Annotated in this window: 29 protein-coding genes; all 29 read left to right on the plus strand. The window is 49.9% G+C overall.

Annotated elements, in window-relative coordinates; all coding sequences use genetic code 11:
* Positions 1-173 precede the first annotated feature (173 nt).
* The 29 genes from HF854_RS09265 to HF854_RS09405 all read left to right on the plus strand — a co-directional run bounded on the left by HF854_RS09265 (position 174) and on the right by HF854_RS09405 (position 23400).
* Positions 174-464: a hypothetical protein gene (locus tag HF854_RS09265; RefSeq protein ID WP_168936023.1), complete on the plus strand. Its 291-nt coding sequence runs from the start codon at positions 174-176 to the stop codon at positions 462-464.
* 159 nt (positions 465-623) lie between these two features.
* Positions 624-929: a helix-turn-helix domain-containing protein gene (locus HF854_RS09270; protein ID WP_277347622.1), complete on the plus strand. Its 306-nt coding sequence runs from the start codon at positions 624-626 to the stop codon at positions 927-929.
* Positions 930-961: 32 nt separating this feature from the next.
* Positions 962-2188: a type II toxin-antitoxin system HipA family toxin gene (locus HF854_RS09275; protein WP_168936025.1), complete on the plus strand. Its 1227-nt coding sequence runs from the start codon at positions 962-964 to the stop codon at positions 2186-2188.
* The gene (locus HF854_RS09280) at positions 2185-2913 is read left to right on the plus strand and encodes a Fic family protein (RefSeq protein ID WP_205906086.1); all 729 of its coding nucleotides are present in this window, start codon (positions 2185-2187) and stop codon (positions 2911-2913) included. Before HF854_RS09275 ends, HF854_RS09280 begins: the two co-directional genes overlap by 4 nt.
* 347 nt (positions 2914-3260) lie before the next feature.
* Positions 3261-3539, plus strand: a complete 279-nt coding sequence (locus HF854_RS09285; RefSeq protein ID WP_168936026.1) for a hypothetical protein — start codon at positions 3261-3263, stop codon at positions 3537-3539.
* A gap of 1 nt (position 3540) precedes the next feature.
* A complete protein-coding gene (locus HF854_RS09290) occupies positions 3541-3936 on the plus strand; it encodes a hypothetical protein (protein ID WP_168936027.1) in 396 nt (131 codons plus the stop codon).
* Positions 3878-4045 carry an Rz1-like lysis system protein LysC gene (locus tag HF854_RS12930; RefSeq protein WP_430392469.1) on the plus strand — a complete coding sequence of 56 codons (168 nt, stop codon included), beginning with the start codon at positions 3878-3880 and terminating at the stop codon, positions 4043-4045. Before HF854_RS09290 ends, HF854_RS12930 begins: the two co-directional genes overlap by 59 nt.
* Positions 4046-4124: 79 nt before the next feature.
* The gene (locus HF854_RS09295) at positions 4125-4526 is read left to right on the plus strand and encodes a hypothetical protein (protein ID WP_168936028.1); all 402 of its coding nucleotides are present in this window, start codon (positions 4125-4127) and stop codon (positions 4524-4526) included.
* Positions 4513-5025 carry a hypothetical protein gene (locus tag HF854_RS09300; protein WP_168936029.1) on the plus strand — a complete coding sequence of 171 codons (513 nt, stop codon included), beginning with the start codon at positions 4513-4515 and terminating at the stop codon, positions 5023-5025. Before HF854_RS09295 ends, HF854_RS09300 begins: the two co-directional genes overlap by 14 nt.
* A 141-nt stretch (positions 5026-5166) precedes the next feature.
* On the plus strand, positions 5167-5796 hold the full coding sequence (locus tag HF854_RS09305; protein WP_168936030.1) for a hypothetical protein: 630 nt from the start codon (positions 5167-5169) through the stop codon (positions 5794-5796).
* A 56-nt stretch (positions 5797-5852) separates the two neighbouring features.
* Positions 5853-6149 (plus strand): hypothetical protein, encoded by a 297-nt coding sequence (locus HF854_RS09310; RefSeq protein WP_168936031.1) that lies wholly within the window; start codon positions 5853-5855, stop codon positions 6147-6149.
* Positions 6150-6182: 33 nt separating this feature from the next.
* Positions 6183-8240: a hypothetical protein gene (locus tag HF854_RS09315; protein WP_168936032.1), complete on the plus strand. Its 2058-nt coding sequence runs from the start codon at positions 6183-6185 to the stop codon at positions 8238-8240.
* Between the two features lie 24 nt (positions 8241-8264).
* Positions 8265-8969, plus strand: coding sequence for a hypothetical protein (locus tag HF854_RS09320; protein ID WP_168936033.1), 705 nt, complete (start codon positions 8265-8267; stop codon positions 8967-8969).
* A gap of 8 nt (positions 8970-8977) precedes the next feature.
* Positions 8978-9829 (plus strand): hypothetical protein, encoded by an 852-nt coding sequence (locus HF854_RS09325; RefSeq protein WP_168936034.1) that lies wholly within the window; start codon positions 8978-8980, stop codon positions 9827-9829.
* Entirely contained in the window at positions 9826-10182 is a 357-nt protein-coding gene (locus HF854_RS09330; protein ID WP_168936035.1) for a hypothetical protein, read from the plus strand. Before HF854_RS09325 ends, HF854_RS09330 begins: the two co-directional genes overlap by 4 nt.
* A 13-nt stretch (positions 10183-10195) precedes the next feature.
* Entirely contained in the window at positions 10196-10597 is a 402-nt protein-coding gene (locus tag HF854_RS09335; protein WP_168936036.1) for a hypothetical protein, read from the plus strand.
* A gap of 17 nt (positions 10598-10614) precedes the next feature.
* Positions 10615-10770: a hypothetical protein gene (locus tag HF854_RS09340; protein ID WP_168936037.1), complete on the plus strand. Its 156-nt coding sequence runs from the start codon at positions 10615-10617 to the stop codon at positions 10768-10770.
* Between the two features lie 81 nt (positions 10771-10851).
* Entirely contained in the window at positions 10852-11073 is a 222-nt protein-coding gene (locus HF854_RS09345) for an AAA family ATPase (RefSeq protein WP_168936038.1), read from the plus strand.
* An 828-nt stretch (positions 11074-11901) separates the two neighbouring features.
* Positions 11902-13047 (plus strand): GDP-mannose 4,6-dehydratase, encoded by a 1146-nt coding sequence (gmd, locus tag HF854_RS09355; protein ID WP_168936050.1) that lies wholly within the window; start codon positions 11902-11904, stop codon positions 13045-13047.
* Positions 13048-13122: 75 nt separating this feature from the next.
* Positions 13123-14055: a GDP-L-fucose synthase gene (gene fcl / locus HF854_RS09360; protein ID WP_168936039.1), complete on the plus strand. Its 933-nt coding sequence runs from the start codon at positions 13123-13125 to the stop codon at positions 14053-14055.
* A gap of 12 nt (positions 14056-14067) precedes the next feature.
* Positions 14068-15864 carry an ABC transporter ATP-binding protein gene (locus HF854_RS09365; protein ID WP_168936040.1) on the plus strand — a complete coding sequence of 599 codons (1797 nt, stop codon included), beginning with the start codon at positions 14068-14070 and terminating at the stop codon, positions 15862-15864.
* Between the two features lie 57 nt (positions 15865-15921).
* Positions 15922-16602, plus strand: a complete 681-nt coding sequence (locus HF854_RS09370; protein ID WP_168936041.1) for an IS1595 family transposase — start codon at positions 15922-15924, stop codon at positions 16600-16602.
* Positions 16603-16618: 16 nt separating this feature from the next.
* The gene (locus HF854_RS09375; protein ID WP_346765651.1) at positions 16619-16831 is read left to right on the plus strand and encodes an alpha-1,2-fucosyltransferase; all 213 of its coding nucleotides are present in this window, start codon (positions 16619-16621) and stop codon (positions 16829-16831) included.
* Positions 16828-17832: a glycosyltransferase family 2 protein gene (locus tag HF854_RS09380; protein ID WP_168936043.1), complete on the plus strand. Its 1005-nt coding sequence runs from the start codon at positions 16828-16830 to the stop codon at positions 17830-17832. The genes HF854_RS09375 and HF854_RS09380 overlap by 4 nt, the downstream gene beginning before the upstream one ends.
* A 37-nt stretch (positions 17833-17869) precedes the next feature.
* A complete protein-coding gene (locus HF854_RS09385) occupies positions 17870-19102 on the plus strand; it encodes a glycosyltransferase family 4 protein (protein WP_168936044.1) in 1233 nt (410 codons plus the stop codon).
* Entirely contained in the window at positions 19099-20028 is a 930-nt protein-coding gene (locus HF854_RS09390) for a hypothetical protein (RefSeq protein ID WP_168936045.1), read from the plus strand. Before HF854_RS09385 ends, HF854_RS09390 begins: the two co-directional genes overlap by 4 nt.
* Before the next feature lie 8 nt (positions 20029-20036).
* On the plus strand, positions 20037-21494 hold the full coding sequence (locus tag HF854_RS09395; protein WP_168936046.1) for a glycosyltransferase: 1458 nt from the start codon (positions 20037-20039) through the stop codon (positions 21492-21494).
* Positions 21491-22441, plus strand: a complete 951-nt coding sequence (locus HF854_RS09400) for a glycosyltransferase (protein ID WP_168936047.1) — start codon at positions 21491-21493, stop codon at positions 22439-22441. The genes HF854_RS09395 and HF854_RS09400 overlap by 4 nt, the downstream gene beginning before the upstream one ends.
* The gene (locus HF854_RS09405) at positions 22438-23400 is read left to right on the plus strand and encodes a hypothetical protein (RefSeq protein ID WP_168936048.1); all 963 of its coding nucleotides are present in this window, start codon (positions 22438-22440) and stop codon (positions 23398-23400) included. The genes HF854_RS09400 and HF854_RS09405 overlap by 4 nt, the downstream gene beginning before the upstream one ends.
* Positions 23401-23492: the final 92 nt, after the last annotated feature.

The raw sequence follows: 23492 nt of genomic DNA on the forward strand, positions 1-23492 counted from the left end.
ATGCCGTGAGTTCCACGGTGTAAGCCTGTGGAGAGGAAGGCTCTGGCTTTCTTTTCGGAGAAAGTGAAACCGGCCTCAATGAAGCAGGAAGTTAGCATTGAATCTATTTGTCCAGTTATGAATAGATTTGAGTAGGTATAACAGAACGGCTTGACCATATCCAGACGGCGTATGTGCAGAAGGACAATCCTATCGAGGTGGTCCTGAAGGAAGACGGCAAGGAGTACGATTTCTCAACGGCGACTGCCATTCGTGTAAAGATCGGGAATATTGTCATCGACAGCGAAACTGAAGCGGATGCTTTTGACCGCTCAGAGTCTCAACTTGGTCGTCTTAAGATTTTCATTGGTGGCCAGACCATCGAGGCGAAGGCCTACAATGTGAAGGTCGAAATTGAGGACGCCGATGGCCATACGCTGTATTTTGACCACGTTCGCGTGAAGATCGAGGATACAGGCATGTAGGTTTCCGGGCCTGCTCGCGGACACTGCTGACAGACCTTGCTACCGGGGCCGGATGCGTATGCGTCCGGCCCTTTTCATTCTGCCGGAATGCGTGGTTTGACCGGAACTGTCTTTCCTGTTAACCAGTATTAAAAGTAATTATACTTCCACTTAACTATGATGAAAAATCCACGCATATCACGGGCCATCAAAAAATTGGGCAGGGATTTCAAGGATGCGCGGCTGCGCAGGCGGCTGCCCATGTCACTGGTGGCCGAGCGAGCCGGAATCTCGGTCAAGACACTCGGTAATATCGAAAACGGTGATACCGGTGTCAGCATCGGCAACGTGGCCGCGGCCATTTTTGCACTTGGTATGGGAACGCCGTTTGAGGAAGTCCTTGACCTGAAAAATGATACTCTTGGCAGGCTTCTCGATCTGGAGAGGCTCCCAAAGCGAGCCAGGATCCCACGCCTGAAGGATTGATATCCAGACAACAGTGTTCAGGAACAGCGATTATGGACGGTAGATATTCAGTTTTTCTCCAGAGCGGCGAACCGCGATCTGTGGGGACGCTCTGGCTGAACAATATCAGGGGGCGAATTGCGTCGACCTTCCTCTATGATCTTGAATGGGCCCGGGACCCCGCGGCGTTTTCCCTGAGCCCGGATTTGCCGCTGGATACATCGACCAGATCCTGTGACGGATTATTTTTGTGCTTTCAGGATTGCTCCCCGGACAGGTGGGGCAGGGGGCTCCTGCGCAGGCAGGAAAACAGGCAAGCCAGGGAGGAGCGGCGCAAGCCGAGAACACTGCTGGATTCGGATTTTCTTCTTCTTGTGTCCGACGTCGCCAGACAGGGCGCCATCCGCCTCTCGGCGGACGAGGGCAGGACATTTCTTTCTTCCGGTGACCGCAACCACATCCCTCCACTCACAACATTGCCGAAATTGCTCAATGCCTCAGTTGGTGTTGAAATCCGCGAAGACACGGAGGACGATATCCGCCTCCTTGTGGCCCCCGGATCCTCGCTTGGCGGCGCCCGTCCGAAAGCCTCGGTCATTGACGGTGATGAACTGCTGATCGCCAAGTTCCCGAGCAGCAACGACGATCGTGATGTACCTCTGTGGGAGTATGTGACCTTTAAAGTTGCGGAACGCGCCGGACTGTCGATACCTCAGGTGCGTTTGCAGCGAGTTGGTGACAAGAGTGTGCTCCTTGTTCAGCGTTTTGATCGCACTCCGTCAGGACGGATCCCCTTCATGTCAGCCATGAGCCTCATGCAGGCGAAAGACGGTGACCACAAAAGCTATGTGGATATAGCCATTGAGTTGCAGGCGACCGGCTGTGCCGCCGATGATGATTTGCGGCAGCTGTGGTCACGAATGGTGTTCAACATGTGTGTCTACAACGTCGACGACCACCTGAGAAATCACGGCTTCCTGCGCATGGCCGGTGGTTGGACGCTGTCACCGGCGTATGACCTCGAAATAGCACATCCGTCGGAGAAAGCAGCTTTTTTGCACACTGCGATAATCGACGATGAGGCCTCATTCGACCTGCAGGCAGCTATTGATGTAGCGGAATTTTTCAGGCTAAAGACAGACGCCGCCAAAGAATGCGTCAAACGGATACGAAAAGCGGTATCCTTCTGGCGTGATGAGGCCGTTAAAGTCGGGGCCAAATCCGCAGAGATAAATCTGATGCGTGACTCTTATGAATTTATTGACCAGGCAACGCCATGATGTCACCACAAAGACTCTATCCCCGTCTCTTGCTAGAGAAATCGATGCATATTTCCGGCGGTATCTACAACCGCGTTCAAATAGATTTGGCGTACAATTCAAACAGAATCGAAGGAAGCATGCTCACACACGAGCAGACAAGATATATTTTTGAGACAAATACGATTGGAATAGCTGACTCAGCTGTGAATGTAGATGATATTATCGAGACAGTGAATCACTTTAGGTGCTTTGATTTTATTATAGATAATGCACTGTCATCTCTGAATCAGAAGAGTATAAAACTTCTCCACAAAATACTTAAATCAGGGACAAGTATCAGCAAAAAGGACTGGTTTTCTGTAGATGACTACAAAAAAATACCGAATGAGGTCGGTGGTCGCATGACGACCGCACCTGAAAAGGTCAGGCAAGAAATGGCCACGCTCATAAAACGATACGGCCGTTCAGCAAACAAATCCCTGGAAGACATCCTCGCCTTTCATGTTGCCTTCGAGCGCATCCATCCATTTCAGGACGGGAATGGCCGCGTCGGAAGACTCATCATGTTCAAGGAATGTCTGCGCTGCGGGATCACACCGTTCATTGTCGGTGATGATCTGAAACTGTATTACTACCGTGGTCTGAGTGAGTGGGACGATATGCCCGGATATTTGATCGATACGTGTCTGACAGCCCAGGACAGATTCAAAAAAATTCTGGACTACTTTAAAATAGCCTGCTGAACACAGAGACATTCCATGCCAGCGTACATACTCAAGCACTTTGACAGGGAGCTGATTCGTTTTTCGGCGGAAGATACCGGTCGGTACTTGATGGCGCTTTTGCAGTCAACAGAGGTACTAGCATGATTAACTCATATTAAGTCCTTTATCACCAAAGATGTCAAGCCACATAAAATATCAATTATTGTAACTAATTGCTTAGCTTTTATCCAGAGAAACTCCCGTTTTCTTCTTCGGGAACGGCTCTGTGCCTGAACATCCTCTACCTGAACCGCTCCCCCCTGCCCTCCCAATATTTCGGCATATTTCACGACCGCACGTCCCTCATTCGACAGCGAAGGAACATCATGCCGATCACCAAAGACGAATTCATCGCCGAGTATCAGTCCCCCTACCCGACCTGGGCCGCCAAGGCCCTCCACGCCGACATCAAGGAACCTTCACTCGCCCGCGTGGCCAATGGCTGGGCCATCGAGCAGCCCCCGCACACATACTTCAACTGGCACATGAACCGCACGGACAACCGTCTGGTCTCCCTGGAAGCTCATCTCGCCTGGCTGGAGCAACAGGTCACACGCCTCGCACAAGAAAACGCGCACCTCAAGCAGCTGGCCGCAGAGCGATGATATGCTGTCGGCCATCCTGAAATACGCGCCGTTCGCGGCCTTCGCCCTGATGGCATGGCTGTATGCCGACCTTAATGAGAACGTCGCCGTGCTTCGTCAGGAAAACACCGCCATCGAACACGCTCTGAAACAGCAGGCGACACTTCTGGAAGCGACGGAAAAAGAATTCACGGCCTGGAAGGAGCGCAATGAGCACATTATCGAAAGCTATGCCAACGCGAGGAAGGACCTTTGCAAAATCCTGTCGTCAAGCAAGGCGAACACTGATTTTGGTGCTGTTGTCGTGCCTGATGACGTTCTCCGCCTGCTCAACGGCAAACGTTGTTCCCCGGCCGGCGGTGACAAGCCCGCCGGAAGTGTTCCTGCAGGAAAGCGGGATACCGCCTCTGTACGGTAACACCGTGGCGGACCTGCTTGAGTATATCGTTGATCTGCAGGCCATCATCGAACAGCACGATGCAGACAAGGCGTCCCTGAAAAGCTGGTACGCGGCCACAAGCCGGTAGCCTGACGGTTTGAATGCTGAATGGCCTGTCGCCCGACGGCCAATATTTTTTCGACTTTCGCAACACAGGTGGATGGCACATGCCTATTACGAAAACAGGTTCCGGGCTTTTGAAACTGGCCGGCGCAGCGAACGCACCCGGTACGCCGGGGTTCGGCTCAAAGGCTCTCTCGGCCCTCAACAGGTTTTCCATGCCGCTGTTCAACGTAGGTATCCCGGCGACGAACATCGCTTCGGGAACATCGTCCGTCGGTGAGGCAGTCGGCGAGTCCGCAGGAGGGCTGGCCGGATGGCGCGCCGCCGACAAGCTGGTGAACAGGCTGCCAAAGCTCCCTTACGTGACTCCGGCACTACGCTTCCTGTCACCCGTTGTGGGATCTATGATCGGAGGATCTGCAGGGGGGTCGGTACTCGGTACGATAGCTCCGATCTGGAAACGTCAACCACCAACCATCGGTGAGTATAACTATGGCAATCAGTAAATTGGCAGAATTTGTCCGTTCGGCAGAAGGCGAAGGTACTCTCAAAGACTTCGTCGCCCTTGGCCTTGTGAAGTGTGCGCACAGGGAAAAATTATGTGCACTCGTCGATGGTACCTGTCAAAGCATGGATAATAAAGGCCGTTGTCTTCAGAAACAGTCTTCACTGACGGAAAAGACAGCAAACATTGGCGTAATGGTCGGTGCAAATCGGGCTGCTGGTCTTTCAGATGAAGAAAAAGCCGCTTTGATCAAACATTATGGTCTTTCGGATGATGCATCCCTTGCTATCAGAAATTCCATACGTGGCGCGATAGGCTCCGGTGTTGGGCAGGTTCTTGGGGGAACAGCTGGTTATGCGGCAGGAAAAGTATTAAAAGGCCGGCCTTTGATCGGGGCACTGATTGGTACTCCGATTGGCGGGATGCTTGGCATGAAACTCATGACAGACAGGTACAGCCAGGGCAACGCAAGAGATATCATGCGCAGGAATCGCGGCTGACAAATTATAAATATGGCCTGTGTATCTCAAATCTGTCATTGGCTGCATGCCGGGAAATATGGCAGGTAGTCGATCATCGGCACACCCCTTATTTGGCAAAGTCAAAACACTACATACCCTGAAGGGTAAAGGATTTGTTTTATGGATAAACTCGCTGAACTGGTTCGTGACTCCGAAGTTCGCGGTGCAATGGCCGCTTTTGTCGATCTTGGCCTGGTCAAAGTAGCCGGTCAGGAAGCATTCGATGCCCTTGTGGATGCCGTCTGTCAGGGTATTGGCGATGAAGACTACGATCTCCAGAAGGTCGCAAGCCTGACGGAAGCGCTTCTTGCCGAACCTCAAAATGAGAAGCAGGAAAAGAAAGCTTCCATTGGGACTACGGTCGGTACACAACTCATGGTGAACAAATACGGCGTGGATAACGCAAAAGAAGGCATGAGTGGTCTGCCGAAGACAGCGTCTGAAGACACTCAGGAAACAGATGATATCGCCAAGAAGGCTGCCCTTGGTGAGCTCCTGCAAATGAAGGTCGCCGGGCAGATCGATGAAAAGTCTTTTGTCGAAGCCGCATCTTCCCTGCTGGAAAAGGATGCTTCCGAAAACTTGCCCAAGAAGAAAGTTTTTGATGCCGAAGTTGTCGGTGGTAAGGGAAAGATCCCGTGGAAGCGCATCGCAAAAGGTGGTGCGGTAGCCGCCGGACTTGCCGGTGGTGCGGCTCTCGGCAAGTCCCTGTACGACAAGTACTCCGGCAAGAGCAAAGAAGGCAACTAGCTCACTGGCTGGCCACATCACGTGGTGTGGCCAGCTTGCTGCATGGATGGCGATATATGGAAAACTGCGTCTCGATGTACCACCTGGCACACCCTATGCCCAAAGAGGCAGGCTTCGTTTCCACTCCTCTTTTTTCGCGGGGAAGTAACACGGCCAAAAATTATTTTTCCAGGCAACTTGGAAGGTTGGTTGGCTACGCTCAAAAAAATCCTGCTGTTGTGTCAGGGGCAGGACTCGGCCTTCTCGGCGGCGCATGGCTCGGGAACAAGGCTTACGAGGCACAGATCCCTCAGGTCCGCGCCCTTCCCCGTCTCGAACAGCGCCCAATGATCGATCCGTACTACCAGAACTAACAATCAAGCAGGAACACCAGCAGGATCCACACAATGGCCGTTTCACCAAACGTCGATGCCTACATGGCCCAGACCGCGCAGCAAGCCCCTTCCCAGACCGCGGAAGACACGTTCGTCAGGGAGTTCGGAAACCAGGCGTTCAATGCCTTGCGGGCGAAATACCCAAGCATCGCCGACCGGGTCATCACCTTCAAGACTCTGGCCTCGGAAATGGACACGAGCACGGCCTTCGGTGTGTTCATCGTGGAATCTGGTGCCGACGTCGCCTATATCCCGTGCGTCATGGCGGGCGGATCCATCACCTCCTGCGAAATGGCCTATGACAAGGCGGCGGACCAGTTCTTCCCGCTGACAAAGGACAATGTGCGCGAGATCCTGTCCGCCAACGCCATTTCGGATGCAAAGGTCCTGACGAAAAGCCCGCGCGTGGAGGATACCAAAGCCATCTTCCACAACATGATCCGTCCGCCGGTCTCGTCGAATGTCATCATGGCGTCGGAACGGGCCGGCGCGGCGTCCCTTCCGGACAGGTACAAGGAAGTGCTTGCCAGCTGGCTGGAAAAGGAGCGTCCGGACGTCCTCGGCAAGATCGCTTCCTTCTACCCTGTGGAGGAACTGGCCCACAAACTGGCGAAGTCCGTTGAAACGCCCCATGTCAAGGAAGCCTGTCTCCCGTCCTTCCTGCGGCTGGACGCTCTCGCCCCGGCGGTGGCCGAGAAGCTGGACGCCCGGGAACGTGCCGACCTGCTGGCCAATGGCTTCATCACCAAGACCGCGGAAGAATCCCCGGTTGCCGTCGTACCATTTTCCGGCGTGACAGGGCAGCATATCGAAACGGAACTCAACCTGACGGTCTACAGCCGCCATACCTTCGGTGACGGCAATATCCCCCTCGACGCACGATGCATCTCCCATGCCAACCGACAGGTAAAATACTGGCCGGTGATGCGTGCGGGAGCTGTCGGCATCAACGGGCGGGGCCTTGAATGCAAACCGTGCCTCGTCTGCGGTCCGGACATCCTGCTTGCTGACGGGTACGTCGCGCTTGAGCCACCCCGAAAGGTCCTGCTGCACGACATGTGCAACGCCGTCTGTACGGAATTCCTGGACAAATTCGGCTACGTCTTCGGGAAAGACCGTCTGGGCAGGGAGATCGGCAAGCTTGGGGAAAGCGACTGGTTCCATCCGCATGCCATCGTCCCGGCCCGCAACGGCTTCACCTTCCTCGATCTGGAACCTTGTTTCTTCGCGAAAAAGGGCTCCATCAGCATCCAGACTATCGGTGACGATATCGTCGTGAGCTCGGGCAACCATTTCGAGATCCGCATCACGCCACGCATCCGGCACGGCTGGATCATGCGGGACAACATGCTGGCCGTACCGGCGGAGAGCCGCTTCTTCCTGTCGTCCTCGGAACTGGAGCACGGTTCGCCGTTTCTCGCTTCTCCGGAGACGCTGAAAGACCTGTTCATCCGTACGGGAAGCAGGGTCGTCGTCTCCGACAACGGCGCCGGCATCGACATCACCGACCGCTCGACGGAGAAAACCGCTTCCTTTGCCGGGCGTGTGGATGCCGCGGCCTGGCTGCATGAAACGTACGGCATGGACGCCGGTCAGGCACGCAAGGTTCTGGATTCCGGGCAAAGTCTCGTGCTGCGCAAGACGGCGTTCGAGGCAGGGCAGCCAATGCAGGGCTTCCCGCAGCCAATGCCGCAGCAGATGCCCATACAGCTTCCCGATCAGGGTGTCATGGAAATGCCGGTACAAGGTTACGACCGCCCTGCCTTCGATCCGTCCGTCATGGAACAGATAGCCGAGATCCAGGACCCGGAACTGATGGATACGGGCATCCTGGCCACCTTCGCCCAGAACCCGGACATCAAGATCCTGCTGGTCGACTACCTGCCTGATTTCATCTCGGCCCAGGACAGGATCGGACGCATCGTCCTTCTGCTGTCCTATCAGAAGAAGGAGCTGCAGGAGTTCTTCGGCACGGAAAAATACACCACGCTGCTGAGTTCGTGCCGCAAGATCTTCATCACCATCGGCGACCTCGTCACCGCGCTCAAGCAGTACGTCAACATGGCGTAGGTGGTCTGGAGTGGCTAACGGAACATGCGGATATCGGATTGCACAGCCAGACTGGCGCACGTCGCCCTGGGCGTCGAAGCGGATGTGGCCGCCGGCCGCGCACCGGGGGATGCCTATACTCCGGCCATGCGCTTCTGGTACGCCTGCAAGTCGGAAGACGACCCCGAGCTGGACAATACAGCATGTATCGTCCTCTCCATCCGGCAAAGCGACACGCAGCGCGAGATCCTCGAAGCCCTCATCCTGAGCGGATGCCCGGCGGAGATCGTGGAAAGCGCCCTGGCCGTGCCGAGGCAGGCGACCGCCTGGTACAGGGAACTCTTCTTCGACACAGGCGCGTTCCTTACGAATCTGGACAAGATCGAGTATCTGGCCAACTACGATGACGACTTCGGCAGGGAGCTGAAAAGCAGGGCTGTGAGCCTTGGGTACGAATTCGTCCTGTTCACCTACGCGAACCTTGTTCCCAAAACAGCGGCCCAGAAGGCTCTTGTGGAAAGGATGTTCATGGCTACGGCCTACAAGGCGATGGCCATGAACTACAACGGGATAAAAACCGAGATAACACGCAATGCGGTGAAGCACGCGGAACTCATGCTCAAGGCATACGAAGCGTTGAGGCGTTCGGGGGATGATGACCCGAGCGCCGGCCATGACCTCACGGCTTTCCTGACCAAAACGCGATCTGAAGATTCCGTACCGACACCCTCATTGGGGGACATATTCTGATGCTTATCATGCCGACCACGACAACAGATTTTCAGGCTCTTGCCGACGGGATCGTTGATGACTTCTTCAGGAATGACGTCGCACTGACGGACGGCATCGCCAAAGTGGCCGTCGACCGCGAGTTCACCCCTGAAGAAGTCACACGCCTTACCGAAAAAACGAATACGGCCGCATCGCTGTACTTCCTCAAGACGGCGGAGGATAAAAAAGGCTCTTTCAAACTGGCTGAACTTGAGGACGTTCTGCGCAGGACGCACGCGGGCGACGAGCCCGGGAACGGTGATATGCCGGCCGGGCAGGAAAAAACAGCGGAGTCCGGGCGTAGCGATGCCTTGTTTGCTGTGTACACCGGGCTGCCACAGCGTGAGGCGCCGCGATTCGACTTCGCCGCCTGTTTTCACAGCGGGCGGGAAAAGACGGCCTCGGCCGGCGAAACAAAGCCGGGCGTCAGCATGGCGGACATCTTCTCCCTTGAAAAATGCCTTGCGGAGAGCAGGCAGGAAAAGATGGCGATGGAACTCACTGTACAGGACGGCATCGACTTCCTTGCTTCCGAGTTCCATGTCTGGAATGGACCGGATTTCGGCAAATTCGCCGCCGACAGCCTTGCCGCTTACGGGGATGTCGCCATGCCGGTGCTTGAAGGCCTGGCTACCTATCTCCACATCCCTGGAGACGAGATCCAAAAGACAGCTGCCGATACGCATCAGGACTATGTGGACGATACGACGCCCCATATGAAGGTCATGGAGGGCATTTGCGATGGCATGAGCCGCATCGTCAAACTTTCCGGAGAGATCAGGCACCTGGAGCAGTCGCTGCGAGACAGATGGAAAGAGGCAAAGGAAGGTACCAAGTGATCACCAAGACCGGCAGAGCCTTTGTGGAATCCTGCGGCCACATGGAGAAGGATGCCTGGTTGGCCGACGTGCTGAGTGCCAGGATGCTGCGCGGTGTCGGCAAATTTCTTCGGACGTCGAACATTCCCGTGAAGGCGTTGTACCACGGTGCCAAAGCCGTCGGCAAAGACACAGGACGTTTTGCCCGCGCCGGGGCCCGAGGCGTGGAACGCGCAGGGGATGCCATACGGAAATACCCGGTACGCGCCGCGTACCTTGGTATTCCGGCCATGTATGGTGCCGGCCGGATTCAGGCTGATCTGGACAGGCATCTGAACAACATCAATCCCAGCAACCCGTATATGTACGCATAATTGGAGCAGCCCCATGCCGAACTTTGATACCAATAAGGGACCTGTCAATTACCGCACCAATCTTACCGGCCTTTCCGTCGCCGGGGCCGTCGTTACGGGCGGTGTCGTGCTTGGCAAAGTCATCAACAATATCAAGAACGATATCCGACGCAAATCCCTGCTCGAAGACCTGCACCTGAATGATCCTCTGCTGCGCGACATCGACAAGGCGCAGCTCATGGAGTGGTACGCGACCATCGTCCATTTCGCTCCCACGGTGTCCCTGGACAAAAATGCCGTGCGTGAAATCCTTCAGGGCTTCGCCCGCTTCGGTCGCGTCGATCTGCAAACATTGAAACTGCTTGCTGATACGGAAAAAAGCATGGCGAGCGACAATTCCGTCCCCTGGGGCAGTGTCCTCAGAATGATCAGCTAGGTCGTCAGGAGGCAGCGATGTACGGGATCACAGAGCACGAAGTGACCGACCGCGAGATACTGGAAAAGCTGGGTCGGGCCATCTACATGCACCGTGCGCTCATCAAGCAGGCGGAACGGGCGAGGGAAGCTGTCGACTACCTGGCGGAGAAAGGCGTGTTTGATGAGGCTTGACCTGGTTGGAGGACTGGACACCAGGTTATTTCCAGAATACCGTCAGATCCATAATCAAAATATGGATTTGACGGAGTCGGTATGTATCTGACGAGAAGCCTTGAAAAAATCGTGTCTACAGCATCAGGATTTTTTCCTGTTGTCCTGGTCACTGGAGCGAGACAGGTCGGAAAGACAACGCTGCTTCGGCAGATGATGGAGTCGTCCGGAGTTCAAGGATATGTAAGCCTTGACGATCCGCTGCGCCGCGAAATGGCGACGTCCGATCCCGGCCTTTTCATCAAAAATTCCTTTGTGGTTTGAGACCTCCCCCTTCAGGGGGAAAAGAGAAGTTGACACACTGCGGCTGGTCGACAGTTTCCGGCGCCAGAAACAAGCCCAACCAGCAGACGAAAATCTACGTTGAGAAGATACTCGACATCATCCGGCAAAACATAACACAGTTCACGACGGATGACCCGACGAACCATCTGCTGCTCGATGACTTTCTCGGCACAGGTCGTATTTCTTCGGCGAAGGCAAAGCCGATCAATCTGCTCTCTTCTGGTGAAAGCATGACCATCAACCGTGTGCGCACCGAAGTGAATGCCTCTGTGGAAAAGATCAAGAATCAATTGCTCTACATCCACAACAGCATCTGGTAATCACCCAACCAGCCAATATTCCAGCGAACAAAAAACAGCCCGTTCACATGTATCCTATGTGAACGGGCTGTTTTTTGTTTGTTTTAATCGTCCCAGTCGTCACGATCAAAGCGCTTTTTCCGGTGACCGTATGCCCGGCCATGCGGAGGCCTGCCATCCCAACGGTCCTTATGACGGTGTCCGCGTGGAGGCCTGTGCCCTCTCGGTGGCCTGCGTCGACCATCGTAGTAGCCGTCGTAGTAACGGCAGCATCCTGAACGATGTCAGGACAGATTCATGCCCGACGGAAAGGATACCGGCTATCTTTTTGACTTTTGGGAAAAATAGGGTAGATTCGCGATGTCGGTGCCGGGCATTATACGGCGACATCGAATTGCCAAGCACACCCCAGGCACTGTCCCTGACCCATCACGGCTATGAATACATGTGTTCGCTGTGTTGCGGTATGGTCAATATCGAAGAAATATCAAAAACTGTGTATGACGATATGAAAAAAGCACTCATCACCGGCATCACCGGTCAGGACGGCGCCTATCTGGCGGAATTCCTTCTGAACAAGGGCTACGAAGTCCACGGCATCAAGCGCCGTTCTTCCCTGTTCAATACGGACCGTATCGACCATCTTTACCAGGGGCCGCACCAGAAAGGCCGCAAGTTCGTTCTGCACTACGGAGATCTTTCTGACGCCGGCAACCTGATCCGCATCATGCAGGAAGTGCAGCCGGACGAAGTCTACAACCTGGCAGCCCAGAGCCATGTGCAGGTCTCCTTCGAGTCGCCCGAGTACACGGCCAATGTGGACGCTCTGGGCACCCTGCGCCTGCTGGAGGCCATCCGCATGCTGGGTCTGGAAAAAAAGACCCGCTTCTATCAGGCCTCCACTTCGGAACTGTTCGGCAAGGTGCAGGAGATCCCGCAGACGGAGAAGACCCCTTTCTATCCCCGGTCGCCCTATGCCTGCGCCAAGCTCTACTCCTACTGGATCACGGTCAATTACCGCGAAGCCTACGGCATGTATGCCTGCAACGGCATCCTCTTCAACCACGAGTCCCCGGTGCGCGGCGAGACCTTCGTGACCCGCAAGATCACCCGTGCTCTGGCGCGCATCCTGCTGGGCCTGTCCTCCTGCCTCTATCTGGGCAACATGAACGCCAAGCGTGACTGGGGCCATGCCCGCGACTATGTGGAAATGCAGTGGCTCATGCTGCAGCAGGAACAGCCCGATGATTTCGTCATCGCCACGGGCCGTCAGTTCTCTGTGCGGGATTTCGTCAATGCTGCGGCTGCCGAACTGGGCCTGAGCCTGGAGTGGAAGGGAGAAGGCGTGAATGAAACCGCTACCGTGGTGGCTGTTGACGCGGACAAGGCCGCGCTGGCCGCCCGGGGCAAAGCACTGACGATCCGTGTCAAGGAAGGGGACACCATCGTACGTGTGGATCCGCGCTATTTCCGTCCCACCGAAGTGGAGACCCTGCTGGGCGATCCGGCCAAAGCCCAGGCCAAGCTGGGCTGGGCACCGCGTACCACCTTTGAGGAGATGGTACAGGAAATGGCCCGCCATGATCTGGAGCTGGCCCTGCGTGATGCTGTGGTGGAGGACGCCGGTTTTACCAGCTTCAAACACGAGGAATAGCGCGCCACGCCGCGTCATATATTTTCAGGGGCGGCATGCGCCAGTATGGCCGCCCCGCGCCGTATCGAGGACATCATGTTGCAGAAAGACGGTAAATTCTTTGTGGCCGGGCATCGTGGTCTGGTGGGCAGTGCCATCTGCCGGGCTCTGCGCCGCGCGGGCTATGAAAACCTGTGCGTTCGCAGCCATGCGGAACTTGATCTTACTGAACAGCAGGCAGTACGCGACTTCTTTGCGGCCGAGCAGCCGGATTATGTCATCCTGGCTGCTGCCAAGGTAGGCGGTATCCACGCCAATGCCACCTATCCTGCCCAGTTCATCTATGAGAATCTCCAGATCCAGAACAACGTCATCCATAGCGCCTGGCAGAACGGCGTAAAAAAATTCCTCTTTTTGGGGTCGTCCTGTATCTATCCCAAGCTCTGTCCGCAGCCCATCAAAGAGGAGTACTTGCTCACCGGTGCCCTGGAGCCTACCAATGATGCCTATGCCCTGGCCAAGATCTCGGGCATCAAGATGTGCCAGGCCTACCGCAAGCAATACGGCTTTGACGCCATCAGCGCCATGCCTACGAACCTCTACGGCACAGGTGACAATTATCACCCGGAAAACAGCCATGTGATCCCGGCCATGATCCGCCGTTTCCATGAGGCCAAGACTCAAGGACTTTCCCAGGTGAGCATCTGGGGCACGGGCACCCCCCTGCGGGAATTCCTGCATGCTGATGACATGGCCGATGCCTGTGTCTTCCTTCTGGAAAACTATTCTGATTTTGAGCATGTGAACGTGGGCAGCCAGCAGGAGATGACCATCATGGACATCGCCCGCCTGGTGGCACGTGTGGTGGGTTATGAAGGTCAGATCCTCACCGATCCTTCCAAGCCTGATGGCACGCCACGCAAGCTCATGGATTCCGGTCGTCTGTTCGCCATGGGCTGGCACCCGCGTATCGACCTGGAAGACGGGCTGAAGGCGGCATATGCGGATTTCTGCACCCACCACCTGTAAAAAGAGAGCACCATGCTGAAAGCTCAGCTCATAGAGGCCTTTCAACGTATCTATCACATCTTGCCGGCAGCCCTGCAGCGCAGCTTCTGGGTGGTGATGGGGTTGACGTTCGTCGTGGCCCTGACGGAATTCGCCCTGGCTGGGGCAGTCTCGCTGCTGGGCGTGGTTCTGGCCTCGCCACAGAGCATTGTACAGCATCCCTTCACGCAGCAGGTGGTGGACTGGTTACCCACGTTACGGCCAGCTCAAGAAGATCCACGGCTATTGCTCGCTTTATTGCTTTTCCTTCTTTGTGGCACTACCTTGATCAAGACAGTGATGCTGGCTCTACTTACCTGGCGCCAAAGTCATTACAGTCAAATAGTGAGCATGCATCTGGGGATACGTCTGTTTCAAGGATTCATGCGTGCGCCTTATCTCTGGCATACAGGTCAGAAGATCAGCGACTTGATGACCACTCTTAGTTGGAGAAGTTCCGTAGGGATTTTTCTTTTCCAGAGTCTGCAGACTTTGTCCCAACTACTTGTGGTAGCTACCCTACTGGTGGCTATCTGTTGGATGTCCCCTTTGGCCGGGTTGCTTGTGGTCAGCATCGCTGGATTGGCAGCTGCGGGTATTTTCCGCTGCAGCCGTCTCTGGGTTCGCAAATATAGCCAACAGTGTACCGATGCCCAACAAACTTCCATGAAGCTTATCCATACAGGTCTTAACGGCATACGAGACATCCTCATTTGCCAGCAGCAAGAAAACTTCATCAAGCAATACGTCGCTGCTGAGCGGCGCTATATGCAAGGTCAGAGCGTATTGCCAGTCTTCCCTCCTTTGCCTTCGTGGATGCTGGAGTTCGTTGGCATCTGTCTCTTGCTGGGCACCGTGCTGCTACTGCGCTGGCAGAACGCCACGTTGGCCCATGTAAGCGCCACTCTGGCTTTGTTGGCCGCTGTGGCTTGGCGTCTTCTACCGGTCATGAATCGGGTGGTACAGGGCCTATTACAGATGCAGCAAATGCTCCCCATGGTAGAACCAGTTCTTAAGAAAGTGCACGAAGTGGAAGCGCTGCCCCAGGCGACCACAGGGGAGCGCTCTTGTCCATTGAGAGAGGGGATACGTTTCGAGCATGTCAGCTTTCGCTATCCCAATACCGGCGCAGGGCACAAGGATGCCCTGCAAGACATCAGCCTGCGCATCCCTAAGGGCAGCCTGATCGGCCTTATCGGCCCCTCAGGCGCGGGCAAGAGCACCGTCGTCAGTTTGCTGACCGGCCTGTACACGCCCAGCAGCGGCAGGATACTGGTGGACGGGCAGGAGCTGGACAACAGCCTGCGCGCGGGCTGGATGCGTGGTATCGGCTATGTGCCACAAAGTCCCTTCCTGCTTAATGGCAGCTTGGCTGAGAACATTGCCTTCAGCCAGTGGGGCCAGGAGGTCGACCGCCGGCGCGTGGAAGAATGCTGTCGCATGGCGGCCATGGATTTTGTGGATGACCTGGAAGACGGCCTCGACACCATCATCGGAGAGCGCGGTGTGCGTCTTTCTGGCGGTCAACTACAGCGCGTGTCCATCGCTCGTGCCCTGTATATGCATCCAAAACTTTTAATTTTTGATGAAGCTACCTCGGCTCTTGATTGTACTACTGAACAAGTGATTCAGCAAACTATTGAAAGGCTGCGTAAACATATGACTATAGTTATTATTGCACACAGGCTAACGACTGTAAAAAGTTGTGACCAGCTATATTGGATAGAAAAAGGTGTTGTATATAAAAAAGGAACAGCCAAATCTATTCTTGCGATGTACGTAAATAGCTAACTATATACAATGGCTCTTGACTAGCTGAGATATCCTAAAAATGTTATCCAGGTAGTCATGGCAATGAAAAACAAGTACGCATATCGTTCAAGAATTTCCGAGGCAAAAATTCGGCAACTTGTGAAGCTTTTTTCCGTTGATTTGACAGCTTCACAGATTGCGGAATTGTCCGGTGTTAACCGAAACACCGTCAACCGGTATGTGACGGCTTTCCGGGAAAGAATTGCCCGTTATTGCGAGGCGGAGTCTCCCGTCAAAGGGGAAGTCGAGGTTAATGAAAGCTACTTCGGCGCTCGCCGGGTCAGGGGCATCAGAGGCCGTGGAGCACGCGGAAAAACCATTGTTTTCGGCCTGTTCAAACGCAATGATAACGTCTATACGGAGATCGTTCCTGATTGCTCCAGAGCCACTCTCCAGGGCATCATACGTGGACGTGTAGACCTTGAAAGCGTCATTCATTCCGATGGTTGGCGAGGTTATGACGGGCTCGTCGATTTGGGATACCAAAAACACTTCCGCGTCCAGCATTCGCACAATGAATTTTCCAATAAGCACTCACATATCAATGGGATAGAAAGTTTTTGGATCTATGCAAAAAACCGGTTGGTTCGTTTTAGAGGCCTTCAAAAACAAACGTTTTATCTCCATTTGAAAGAATGTGAGTTTCGGTTTAATCATAGACAAGAGGACATTTACCTTCTGGTGCTAAAACTGCTCAGAGAAAATCCTCTCAGCTAGTCAAGAGCCAAAAAATATTGTCAATCTTAGTCTTCCAGAATATCCATATCATGAAATGCACCTAATGGCATTATGCAAACATCATATTATAGCAAATTCAACATTTTCGTGGTGGGGCGCATGGCTAGGTAAGCAGAATGGACTAACAATAGCTCCCTCTAAGTGGTTTTCACAGAAAAACATGGAAGAATATCAAGATATATACTGCACAAATTGGGTTATTCTATGAAGAATATAATAAATTATCCAGAGATTTCTGTCTTACTTCCCGTCTATAATGCTGAAAGGTATTTATCTGACTGCCTAGATTCACTTCTGAGGCAGACGTTTTATAATTTTGAAATCATTGCTATCAATGATGCATCTACGGATCAGAGCCTTTCAATTTTGAAAAAATATGCCGAACGGGATAAAAGAATCAAAGTATTTTCAAATAAATCAAACTTAAAGATCGTCGCGACCTTAAATAAGGGATTAGAGCTAGCCTCTGCACCACTGATTGCACGCATGGATTCAGATGATGTTGCCTTTCCTTTGCGGCTTGAGCTCCAGTATGAATTCATGAAAAAACATCCAGAAGTGGCTATTTGTGGAACAGCTGTCCAAATTTTAGGAACAGATGAGATATGGTCTGTTCCAGAGTTCAATACTGAAATAAGAGCAGTAATGCTTTTTAATTCTCCAATATTACACCCAACTGTAATATATAGAAAAACAACCATTTTGAATCACAACAAATATGAGGACAACTTTTTATACGCAGAAGATTATGATCTATGGCACAGATTAAGCCAGGACAAAACTATCATCTTCTCGAATATAAATAAGCCACTCCTATATTATAGAATGACATATAACGAAAAAAGCCCTATTTATGAACAAACACAACAAAAAAGTGCAAATTCTATTAGAGAGAAACAACTCAAATTACTAGGAATATCCCCAACCGCAGACCAACTATCACTGCACAATAAGATATCAACATATAAAAAATTCAATAAAATAAAAGAAATTATAATTGCTTATCTCTGGCTTAGAAAGTTATCAAAAACTAAAGTATACACAAAGGAAATCAACGATACATGCTGGCAACGATGGAGACATATCTGCCGTTCTAGTTCTTGTAGTATTTCATATTTACTATATTTACTCCTCCCATCTTCAAATCAACGCTTTAAAATTATAAAAAAAGCAATTTTTAATAAAATACAAAAAATAATTACAACCTAGATAGCTGTATTTTTATCTTCAGCAGAAAGAGAACATTATGAAAAAAAAATATAAAATAGCTATTATATCTCAATCATGTCCTCCGCTTGGTGGTGGAGGGGTGGACTCTTCCCACTACAACTTATGTTTAGTATTACATAATCTAGGTTATCCTGTAGCTTTCTTTACGATTGCAGATAGCAAGAAAAGTTGCCCGGAAGATCTTCTATTCGTTCACAGATTTTGCGTTCCATATATTTTAAAAAAAATTATAATACTGCTATGCAAGATATACTTTAGAATATTATCTCCTAAAAAAATGCAATATCAAGTTCAAGATATTTTACTTTGCCAGTGGGGATCCTTATTGGCGAGATTTTCTCTTAAAAAATTTAATCCTGACATCCTGGTCATACCTGATCGAGGATGTCCAGGGCTTTCAATTAGAAAAATAAGACATGAAAAAACTGTTCTAATTTGCCATCATAATCCTGCACGTTTTACAAGTCCTCTTTTGTTTGATCGAGAGATATCACAAGCTGACATTCGTCAAGCTGTAAATATCGAAAAATATGCAGCCCGCTTTGTCGATAGCATTATCTGTCCATCACAATATATGGCTGATTTCTCCAAAAAATCACATGGATATAAGCAAGATATCCATGTCATTCCCAATATTATTGATACAAATATTATTGACAGCATCCCTAAAAAAAAGATTCCCAATATATGCAATGATGAGGAATCTATAGTTATCTATATCCCATCAGGGGGAACCGCAATAAAGGGAGGACGTTACCTATTTGAAATCGTTCGTAGACTTTGTAAATTCAATAACAATATATTTTTTTACATCAGTGGAGAAATTTCAGCCCCTCTCCAATATGAATTCAAAGAAACAGGCTTAGATAGAAATATTTATTCTCCGGGCTCTATTCAATATCATGAAAACATAGCCTACATGAAATCATGCTCTATATGTATTTCTCCAGCACTACTAGAGAACTTTAGCATGGCTTTATTTGAAGCTCAATACTGCGGGCTTCCCTCTATATGTTTCGATTGCGGAGGCAATAGGGAACTTATAGTTAACAATGCAACAGGATGCATTGTTCCCCAACTAGATATTGATTTAATAATAGAAAAAACAATACAAATAATAAGTGATAAATATATACTACGAATATTTTCAGAAAACTCCCGTAGACACGCATGTGACTTTTTAAAGAAAACTGGGATAGAGAAGTATATAAAATTATTTGATTCACTACTTCAGGAGAAAAATAAATGAATACGGCCATCGCACTTTTTGCTTTTAATCGTCCAGACCTCTTTCAAAAGACACTGACAGCGCTATCTCATAATACACTGGCCAATAAGGCTTCTTTAACCATTTTTTGTGATGGTCCCAGGCATGAATTAGAAGAACAAAAAACACGTGCCGTGCGCGAATTAGCCAAGCGCGCAAATGGATTTGCGGCTCTAGAAGTTGTCGAATATTCCCAGAACATAGGGTGTGCGGCTTCGATTATTAATGGGTTGACGGAGATGTTCCGTCTGCATGAACGCTTGATCGTTATTGAAGACGATATCGTGACCTCACCGCATACGCTACGATTCCTTTCTGAAGGTTTGGCTCGCTATGCGGACAACGAAAAGGTCTTCAATATCGCCGCTTGGACACCACCGCATATTGCCAGAAATTTGCCTGCAGAGTATCCCTACGATGTCTACGCCATCCCGCGACTCAACTGCTGGGGCTGGGCATCGTGGCGCGATCGATTTCAGGATATCGACTGGACCGTCAAGGATTACCGAACATTCAAAAACTCGCCACAGCTGAGAAAAGCCTTTAATGCGGGTGGGGATGATCTCAGTTCTATGTTAGATGACCAGATGGAGGGGAAGATTGATGCGTGGGATATCCGTGCCGACTATGCTCGCTTCAAAAAAAATATGCTTGGCATAAATCCTGTACGCTCCTATGCCCTCAACATCGGTATGGGCAGCGGCACTCATACGACGACGGCTACAACTTACTGGGACAGTGATATCTCTCTAGCCGTGGAACATCCCCGTTTCTTGGATGATATTACTGTAGACCTCCGCATTCACAAGGCATACCATGCCTGCTACAGTCGGCAAAAACACTCACTTCCCGTGCGCGCCATTAATAAGCTGACTCGTATGCTATCAGGAAAGAATCTGATTTCTTAACAGAAAAAATGAAAAATATCCTGTACATCAATACTACTCCGTCCGGGGGGGGAGCCGCCGCTGTCATGCAGCGGCTTGATCATATGATGCACTTGCGGGGTGCCTCGACACATATCCTGACAGGATTTGCCGGCTCAAAGCAGCATGATGATGGGTTACAAGCCCACTCACGCGGAGGATTGCTTTCCTGGTGCTTGTGGCGCGGTCAGCAAGACTACCATATTCAGAAGAGCCATCGCTTACTGAATAATCCTTTTTTTCAGCAAGCGGACATCCTGCATTTCCATAACCTACATGGGGGATACTTCAATCCATGGTCAATCCCCTTGCTTTCCGCGCTTAAGCCCACGGTCTGGACATTGCATGATATGCAGGCTCTGACAGGACATTGTGCATATTCTTTAGACTGTAAGCGCTGGCTGCCCGAAACTGGCTGTGGAAGCTGCCCGTCTCTCTCCGCGTATCCCCGCTTATGGCGTGATACCACACGGCAACTCTGGCAGGACAAGCATACCATCTATGCCCACAGTTCCCTGTACCTGGTGACACCCTCTGTTTGGCTGCAACGCCTGACAGAAAAAAGCCTGCTCAAGGAGCAGCCTTTGGTCTGTATCCCCAATGGCGCGGACACATCCGTTTATCGTTCTCAAGATCAGCAGGAGGCTCGTCGCCTGCTTGGACTTCCCCAGGGTGCTCTGCTGGTAGGTGGCTGCGCGGATGGAGGGCTGGCTAATCCCTGGAAGGGGGGCAGATATGTCCAAGAAACGGTATTGGAGCTGAAAAAAACATTCCCATCCCTTCATTTCTTGAATATCGGCGTTAAAAGTGCACCTGAGGAATTGCAGAACACGGACTGGGTTCACCATATCCCCTATGTGCACGAGCCTGTCCAATTGGCTCGTCTCTATGCGGCACTCGATTTGCTCCTCTATCCTACACTTGCAGATAATCATCCTCTGGTCTGTATCGAAAGTCTGTGCTGCGGAACTCCTATTGTGGGATTTGCTACAGGTGGTGTCCCCGAAATCGTCCGAAATGGTCTGGATGGTCTTCTTGTACCTACCCATGATGGCCCTGCATTAGTAAAGGCCGCTGTGACACTGCTCCAAAATGCGGACTTGCGAAAAAAAATGGGGCAAGAAGCAGCTGCCAGTGGCGCACGACGCTTCAATCTCGATCTCTTTACCAATCGTTATGAAAAAGTATATGAAGAAGTTCTACATATGCCGCGCAGTCTGAAAAAAAATTGTCTGCCGCTATCTAAAATACCTATGATCATTAAAACTCCATTTTTTATAAAAAATAATTACACCTTATTTAAGCCGCTTAAAAAAAACACTACAATATACATACTATACAATATCTTATTAGGATTTATTTTTCAATCAATAATATTTATTCCAGGATGTTGTATTAATTTATTGAGACAAGTAAGAAAAACCGTCAAAAAACATCGTGCATCATGAAAAATATTCCTCATATCTATATAGTTACACCATGTTTCAACGCAGCCAAAACGCTTGAAAATACTATAAAAAGTATCATTTCACAAGCTGGAGACTTTATAATTCACTATCACATCCAAGATGGCAAATCCACAGATAACACAAGTGACATTTTATATTATTATTCTCAATTAATTAACGATAAAAAATATGAACATATTTACTTTACATTTACATCCGAAAAAGATAACGGGATGTACGATGCTATAAATAAGGGATTTAATTCGTTATCTATCCCTCAAAATGCTCTTATGGGATGGCTAAATGCAGATGATACTTTATGCCCAGGAGTATTAGCAAAACTTTGCAGTGCTGCAAAGGCGTTCCCCCATTTTCATTGGTTTGGAGGAATTCCACTGATCATTGAGGAGAATGGCGTGACCTGCCTTGGTCGTCAAGACTACTCTTATCCACAAGAGCTTCTTGCTACCGGAGCCTGCGATGGCCTGCATTGGAGAACTATTCAGCAAGAAGGTACTTTTTGGAAAAAATGGCTATGGGATACCGCAGGGGGACTCGATAGTAGTTTTCGACTTGCGGGAGACTGGGATCTTTGGCGACGAATGGCAAAATATGAACCATATATCCAATTTACATTTCCGATGGCAGCCTTTCATCGCCGCACAGGGCAGCTAAGTTCAAATATTGCTCAATATCATGCAGAAATAGAACAACGCTGCCCATATGAAGAACGCAAAAATGCATTACGTTTATTCATCAAACATATAAAAAATAAATTTTTTTATTCGTGCGAATATCGTGAAAAATGGATAGTCAATAAATATAGATACAGACTATCAAAAAAAGATTATTTAGATCTTTTTTTTTCACAACATGGATTATATTTTATGCATAATTTATGTATACATATCCTAAAAATCATAAAAATAATATCGAGGTATTTATGAATAAAAAATTTGGCATTATCATTGCTACTTGCAAAACAGACAAACACTTTGCTCAAGCATGTTTTTTAAGCATACGTCGCAGCCTAGGTTCTTCGATGCCAGTTTGCTTTATTGTTGATGGAGAAGCGGAAATACTTGGACATATATTGCACGATACAAATGTTTCTGTCATTGACCGCAATACCGTAAAAAATCCCTGGTTAAGACAAAACTGCTTTGGTTGGGGAATCACAAAAATGATTGCTTTTTACGAGTCTCCATTTGAATATTTTCTATATCTTGATGCAGACACTCTTGTTATTGGTGATATTTTAAAATTTTTCGACAATACTTTTGACATGATTACAGACTATAAAAGGAGATATACAGATAGAGAAATTAATTTTTGGTTCTTCAATACTAGAGAAGTAGAAAAACTTTGGCCAGATTTTTCATGGCAAAAATTTCGTGATTGCTATTTTTGTACAGGTACTTTTTTTTCGCGTAGACATATTTTTAATTTGGATGAGCTAAAAGAAAAATTTACTTATTCCAGTACAAATCCTGCATTATTTCAGTTTGGAGGTGAAATGGGATTTTTAAATCTCATGATTTTTCATTCTGTTCAAAAAGGCTATCTGCGCGTAAAAAGTGTAGACTACCAAGTTATTCCTGTAGATAGCTCTGAAGAATTTCTGAATAAATATATCTCTCCTCAAGCGCCACGTCCAAAAGACTTTTCTGCTGTAATTCACTTTTGCGGGAAAAAACCACATATATTTACAAAATCTAAAAAAGTTGCTCTCATGAACTTTTACCGCTTTCACTATCTTACAGAGATAGCAAATATGAAAAAGATTTTCGCCATATTACTTATGGCAACACAAGATATAAGATATGTATTTTTCCCCTGGTTAAAACGAGGAAAAAGAAAAATACTGAAAAAAATTTTCACCATCTTTCCTTCAAAAAATAGTTAAGGAATAATATATGAGTAGAAGTCATTTCATAATTCCAGAAAAAGTCATAAAAATCGTGTAATCGAATTTCATGAGTAAATACCAAAGATTAA

It is taken from the genome of Desulfovibrio piger, from assembly GCF_012843875.1.
Classification (GTDB): Bacteria; Desulfobacterota; Desulfovibrionia; order Desulfovibrionales; family Desulfovibrionaceae; genus Desulfovibrio.

What these genes read in the sequence shown, in the direction of transcription:
- HF854_RS09380 (WP_168936043.1), top strand. Translation starts at nt 16,828, where the DNA reads ATGAAGAATATAATAAATTATCCAGAGATTTCTGTCTTACTTCCCGTC.
- HF854_RS09275 (WP_168936025.1), top strand. Translation starts at nt 962, where the DNA reads ATGGACGGTAGATATTCAGTTTTTCTCCAGAGCGGCGAACCGCGATCT.
- HF854_RS09345 (WP_168936038.1), top strand. Translation starts at nt 10,852, where the DNA reads ATGTATCTGACGAGAAGCCTTGAAAAAATCGTGTCTACAGCATCAGGA.
- HF854_RS09285 (WP_168936026.1), top strand. Translation starts at nt 3,261, where the DNA reads ATGCCGATCACCAAAGACGAATTCATCGCCGAGTATCAGTCCCCCTAC.
- HF854_RS09280 (WP_205906086.1), top strand. Translation starts at nt 2,185, where the DNA reads ATGATGTCACCACAAAGACTCTATCCCCGTCTCTTGCTAGAGAAATCG.
- HF854_RS09385 (WP_168936044.1), top strand. Translation starts at nt 17,870, where the DNA reads ATGAAAAAAAAATATAAAATAGCTATTATATCTCAATCATGTCCTCCG.
- HF854_RS09295 (WP_168936028.1), top strand. Translation starts at nt 4,125, where the DNA reads ATGCCTATTACGAAAACAGGTTCCGGGCTTTTGAAACTGGCCGGCGCA.
- fcl (WP_168936039.1), top strand. Translation starts at nt 13,123, where the DNA reads ATGTTGCAGAAAGACGGTAAATTCTTTGTGGCCGGGCATCGTGGTCTG.
- HF854_RS09335 (WP_168936036.1), top strand. Translation starts at nt 10,196, where the DNA reads ATGCCGAACTTTGATACCAATAAGGGACCTGTCAATTACCGCACCAAT.
- HF854_RS09370 (WP_168936041.1), top strand. Translation starts at nt 15,922, where the DNA reads ATGGCAATGAAAAACAAGTACGCATATCGTTCAAGAATTTCCGAGGCA.
- HF854_RS09400 (WP_168936047.1), top strand. Translation starts at nt 21,491, where the DNA reads ATGAAAAATATTCCTCATATCTATATAGTTACACCATGTTTCAACGCA.
- HF854_RS09365 (WP_168936040.1), top strand. Translation starts at nt 14,068, where the DNA reads ATGCTGAAAGCTCAGCTCATAGAGGCCTTTCAACGTATCTATCACATC.
- HF854_RS09310 (WP_168936031.1), top strand. Translation starts at nt 5,853, where the DNA reads ATGGAAAACTGCGTCTCGATGTACCACCTGGCACACCCTATGCCCAAA.
- gmd (WP_168936050.1), top strand. Translation starts at nt 11,902, where the DNA reads ATGAAAAAAGCACTCATCACCGGCATCACCGGTCAGGACGGCGCCTAT.
- HF854_RS09290 (WP_168936027.1), top strand. Translation starts at nt 3,541, where the DNA reads ATGCTGTCGGCCATCCTGAAATACGCGCCGTTCGCGGCCTTCGCCCTG.
- HF854_RS09405 (WP_168936048.1), top strand. Translation starts at nt 22,438, where the DNA reads ATGAATAAAAAATTTGGCATTATCATTGCTACTTGCAAAACAGACAAA.
- HF854_RS09395 (WP_168936046.1), top strand. Translation starts at nt 20,037, where the DNA reads ATGAAAAATATCCTGTACATCAATACTACTCCGTCCGGGGGGGGAGCC.
- HF854_RS09390 (WP_168936045.1), top strand. Translation starts at nt 19,099, where the DNA reads ATGAATACGGCCATCGCACTTTTTGCTTTTAATCGTCCAGACCTCTTT.
- HF854_RS09320 (WP_168936033.1), top strand. Translation starts at nt 8,265, where the DNA reads ATGCGGATATCGGATTGCACAGCCAGACTGGCGCACGTCGCCCTGGGC.
- HF854_RS09305 (WP_168936030.1), top strand. Translation starts at nt 5,167, where the DNA reads ATGGATAAACTCGCTGAACTGGTTCGTGACTCCGAAGTTCGCGGTGCA.
- HF854_RS09300 (WP_168936029.1), top strand. Translation starts at nt 4,513, where the DNA reads ATGGCAATCAGTAAATTGGCAGAATTTGTCCGTTCGGCAGAAGGCGAA.
- HF854_RS09315 (WP_168936032.1), top strand. Translation starts at nt 6,183, where the DNA reads ATGGCCGTTTCACCAAACGTCGATGCCTACATGGCCCAGACCGCGCAG.
- HF854_RS09340 (WP_168936037.1), top strand. Translation starts at nt 10,615, where the DNA reads ATGTACGGGATCACAGAGCACGAAGTGACCGACCGCGAGATACTGGAA.
- HF854_RS09270 (WP_277347622.1), top strand. Translation starts at nt 624, where the DNA reads ATGAAAAATCCACGCATATCACGGGCCATCAAAAAATTGGGCAGGGAT.
- HF854_RS09325 (WP_168936034.1), top strand. Translation starts at nt 8,978, where the DNA reads ATGCCGACCACGACAACAGATTTTCAGGCTCTTGCCGACGGGATCGTT.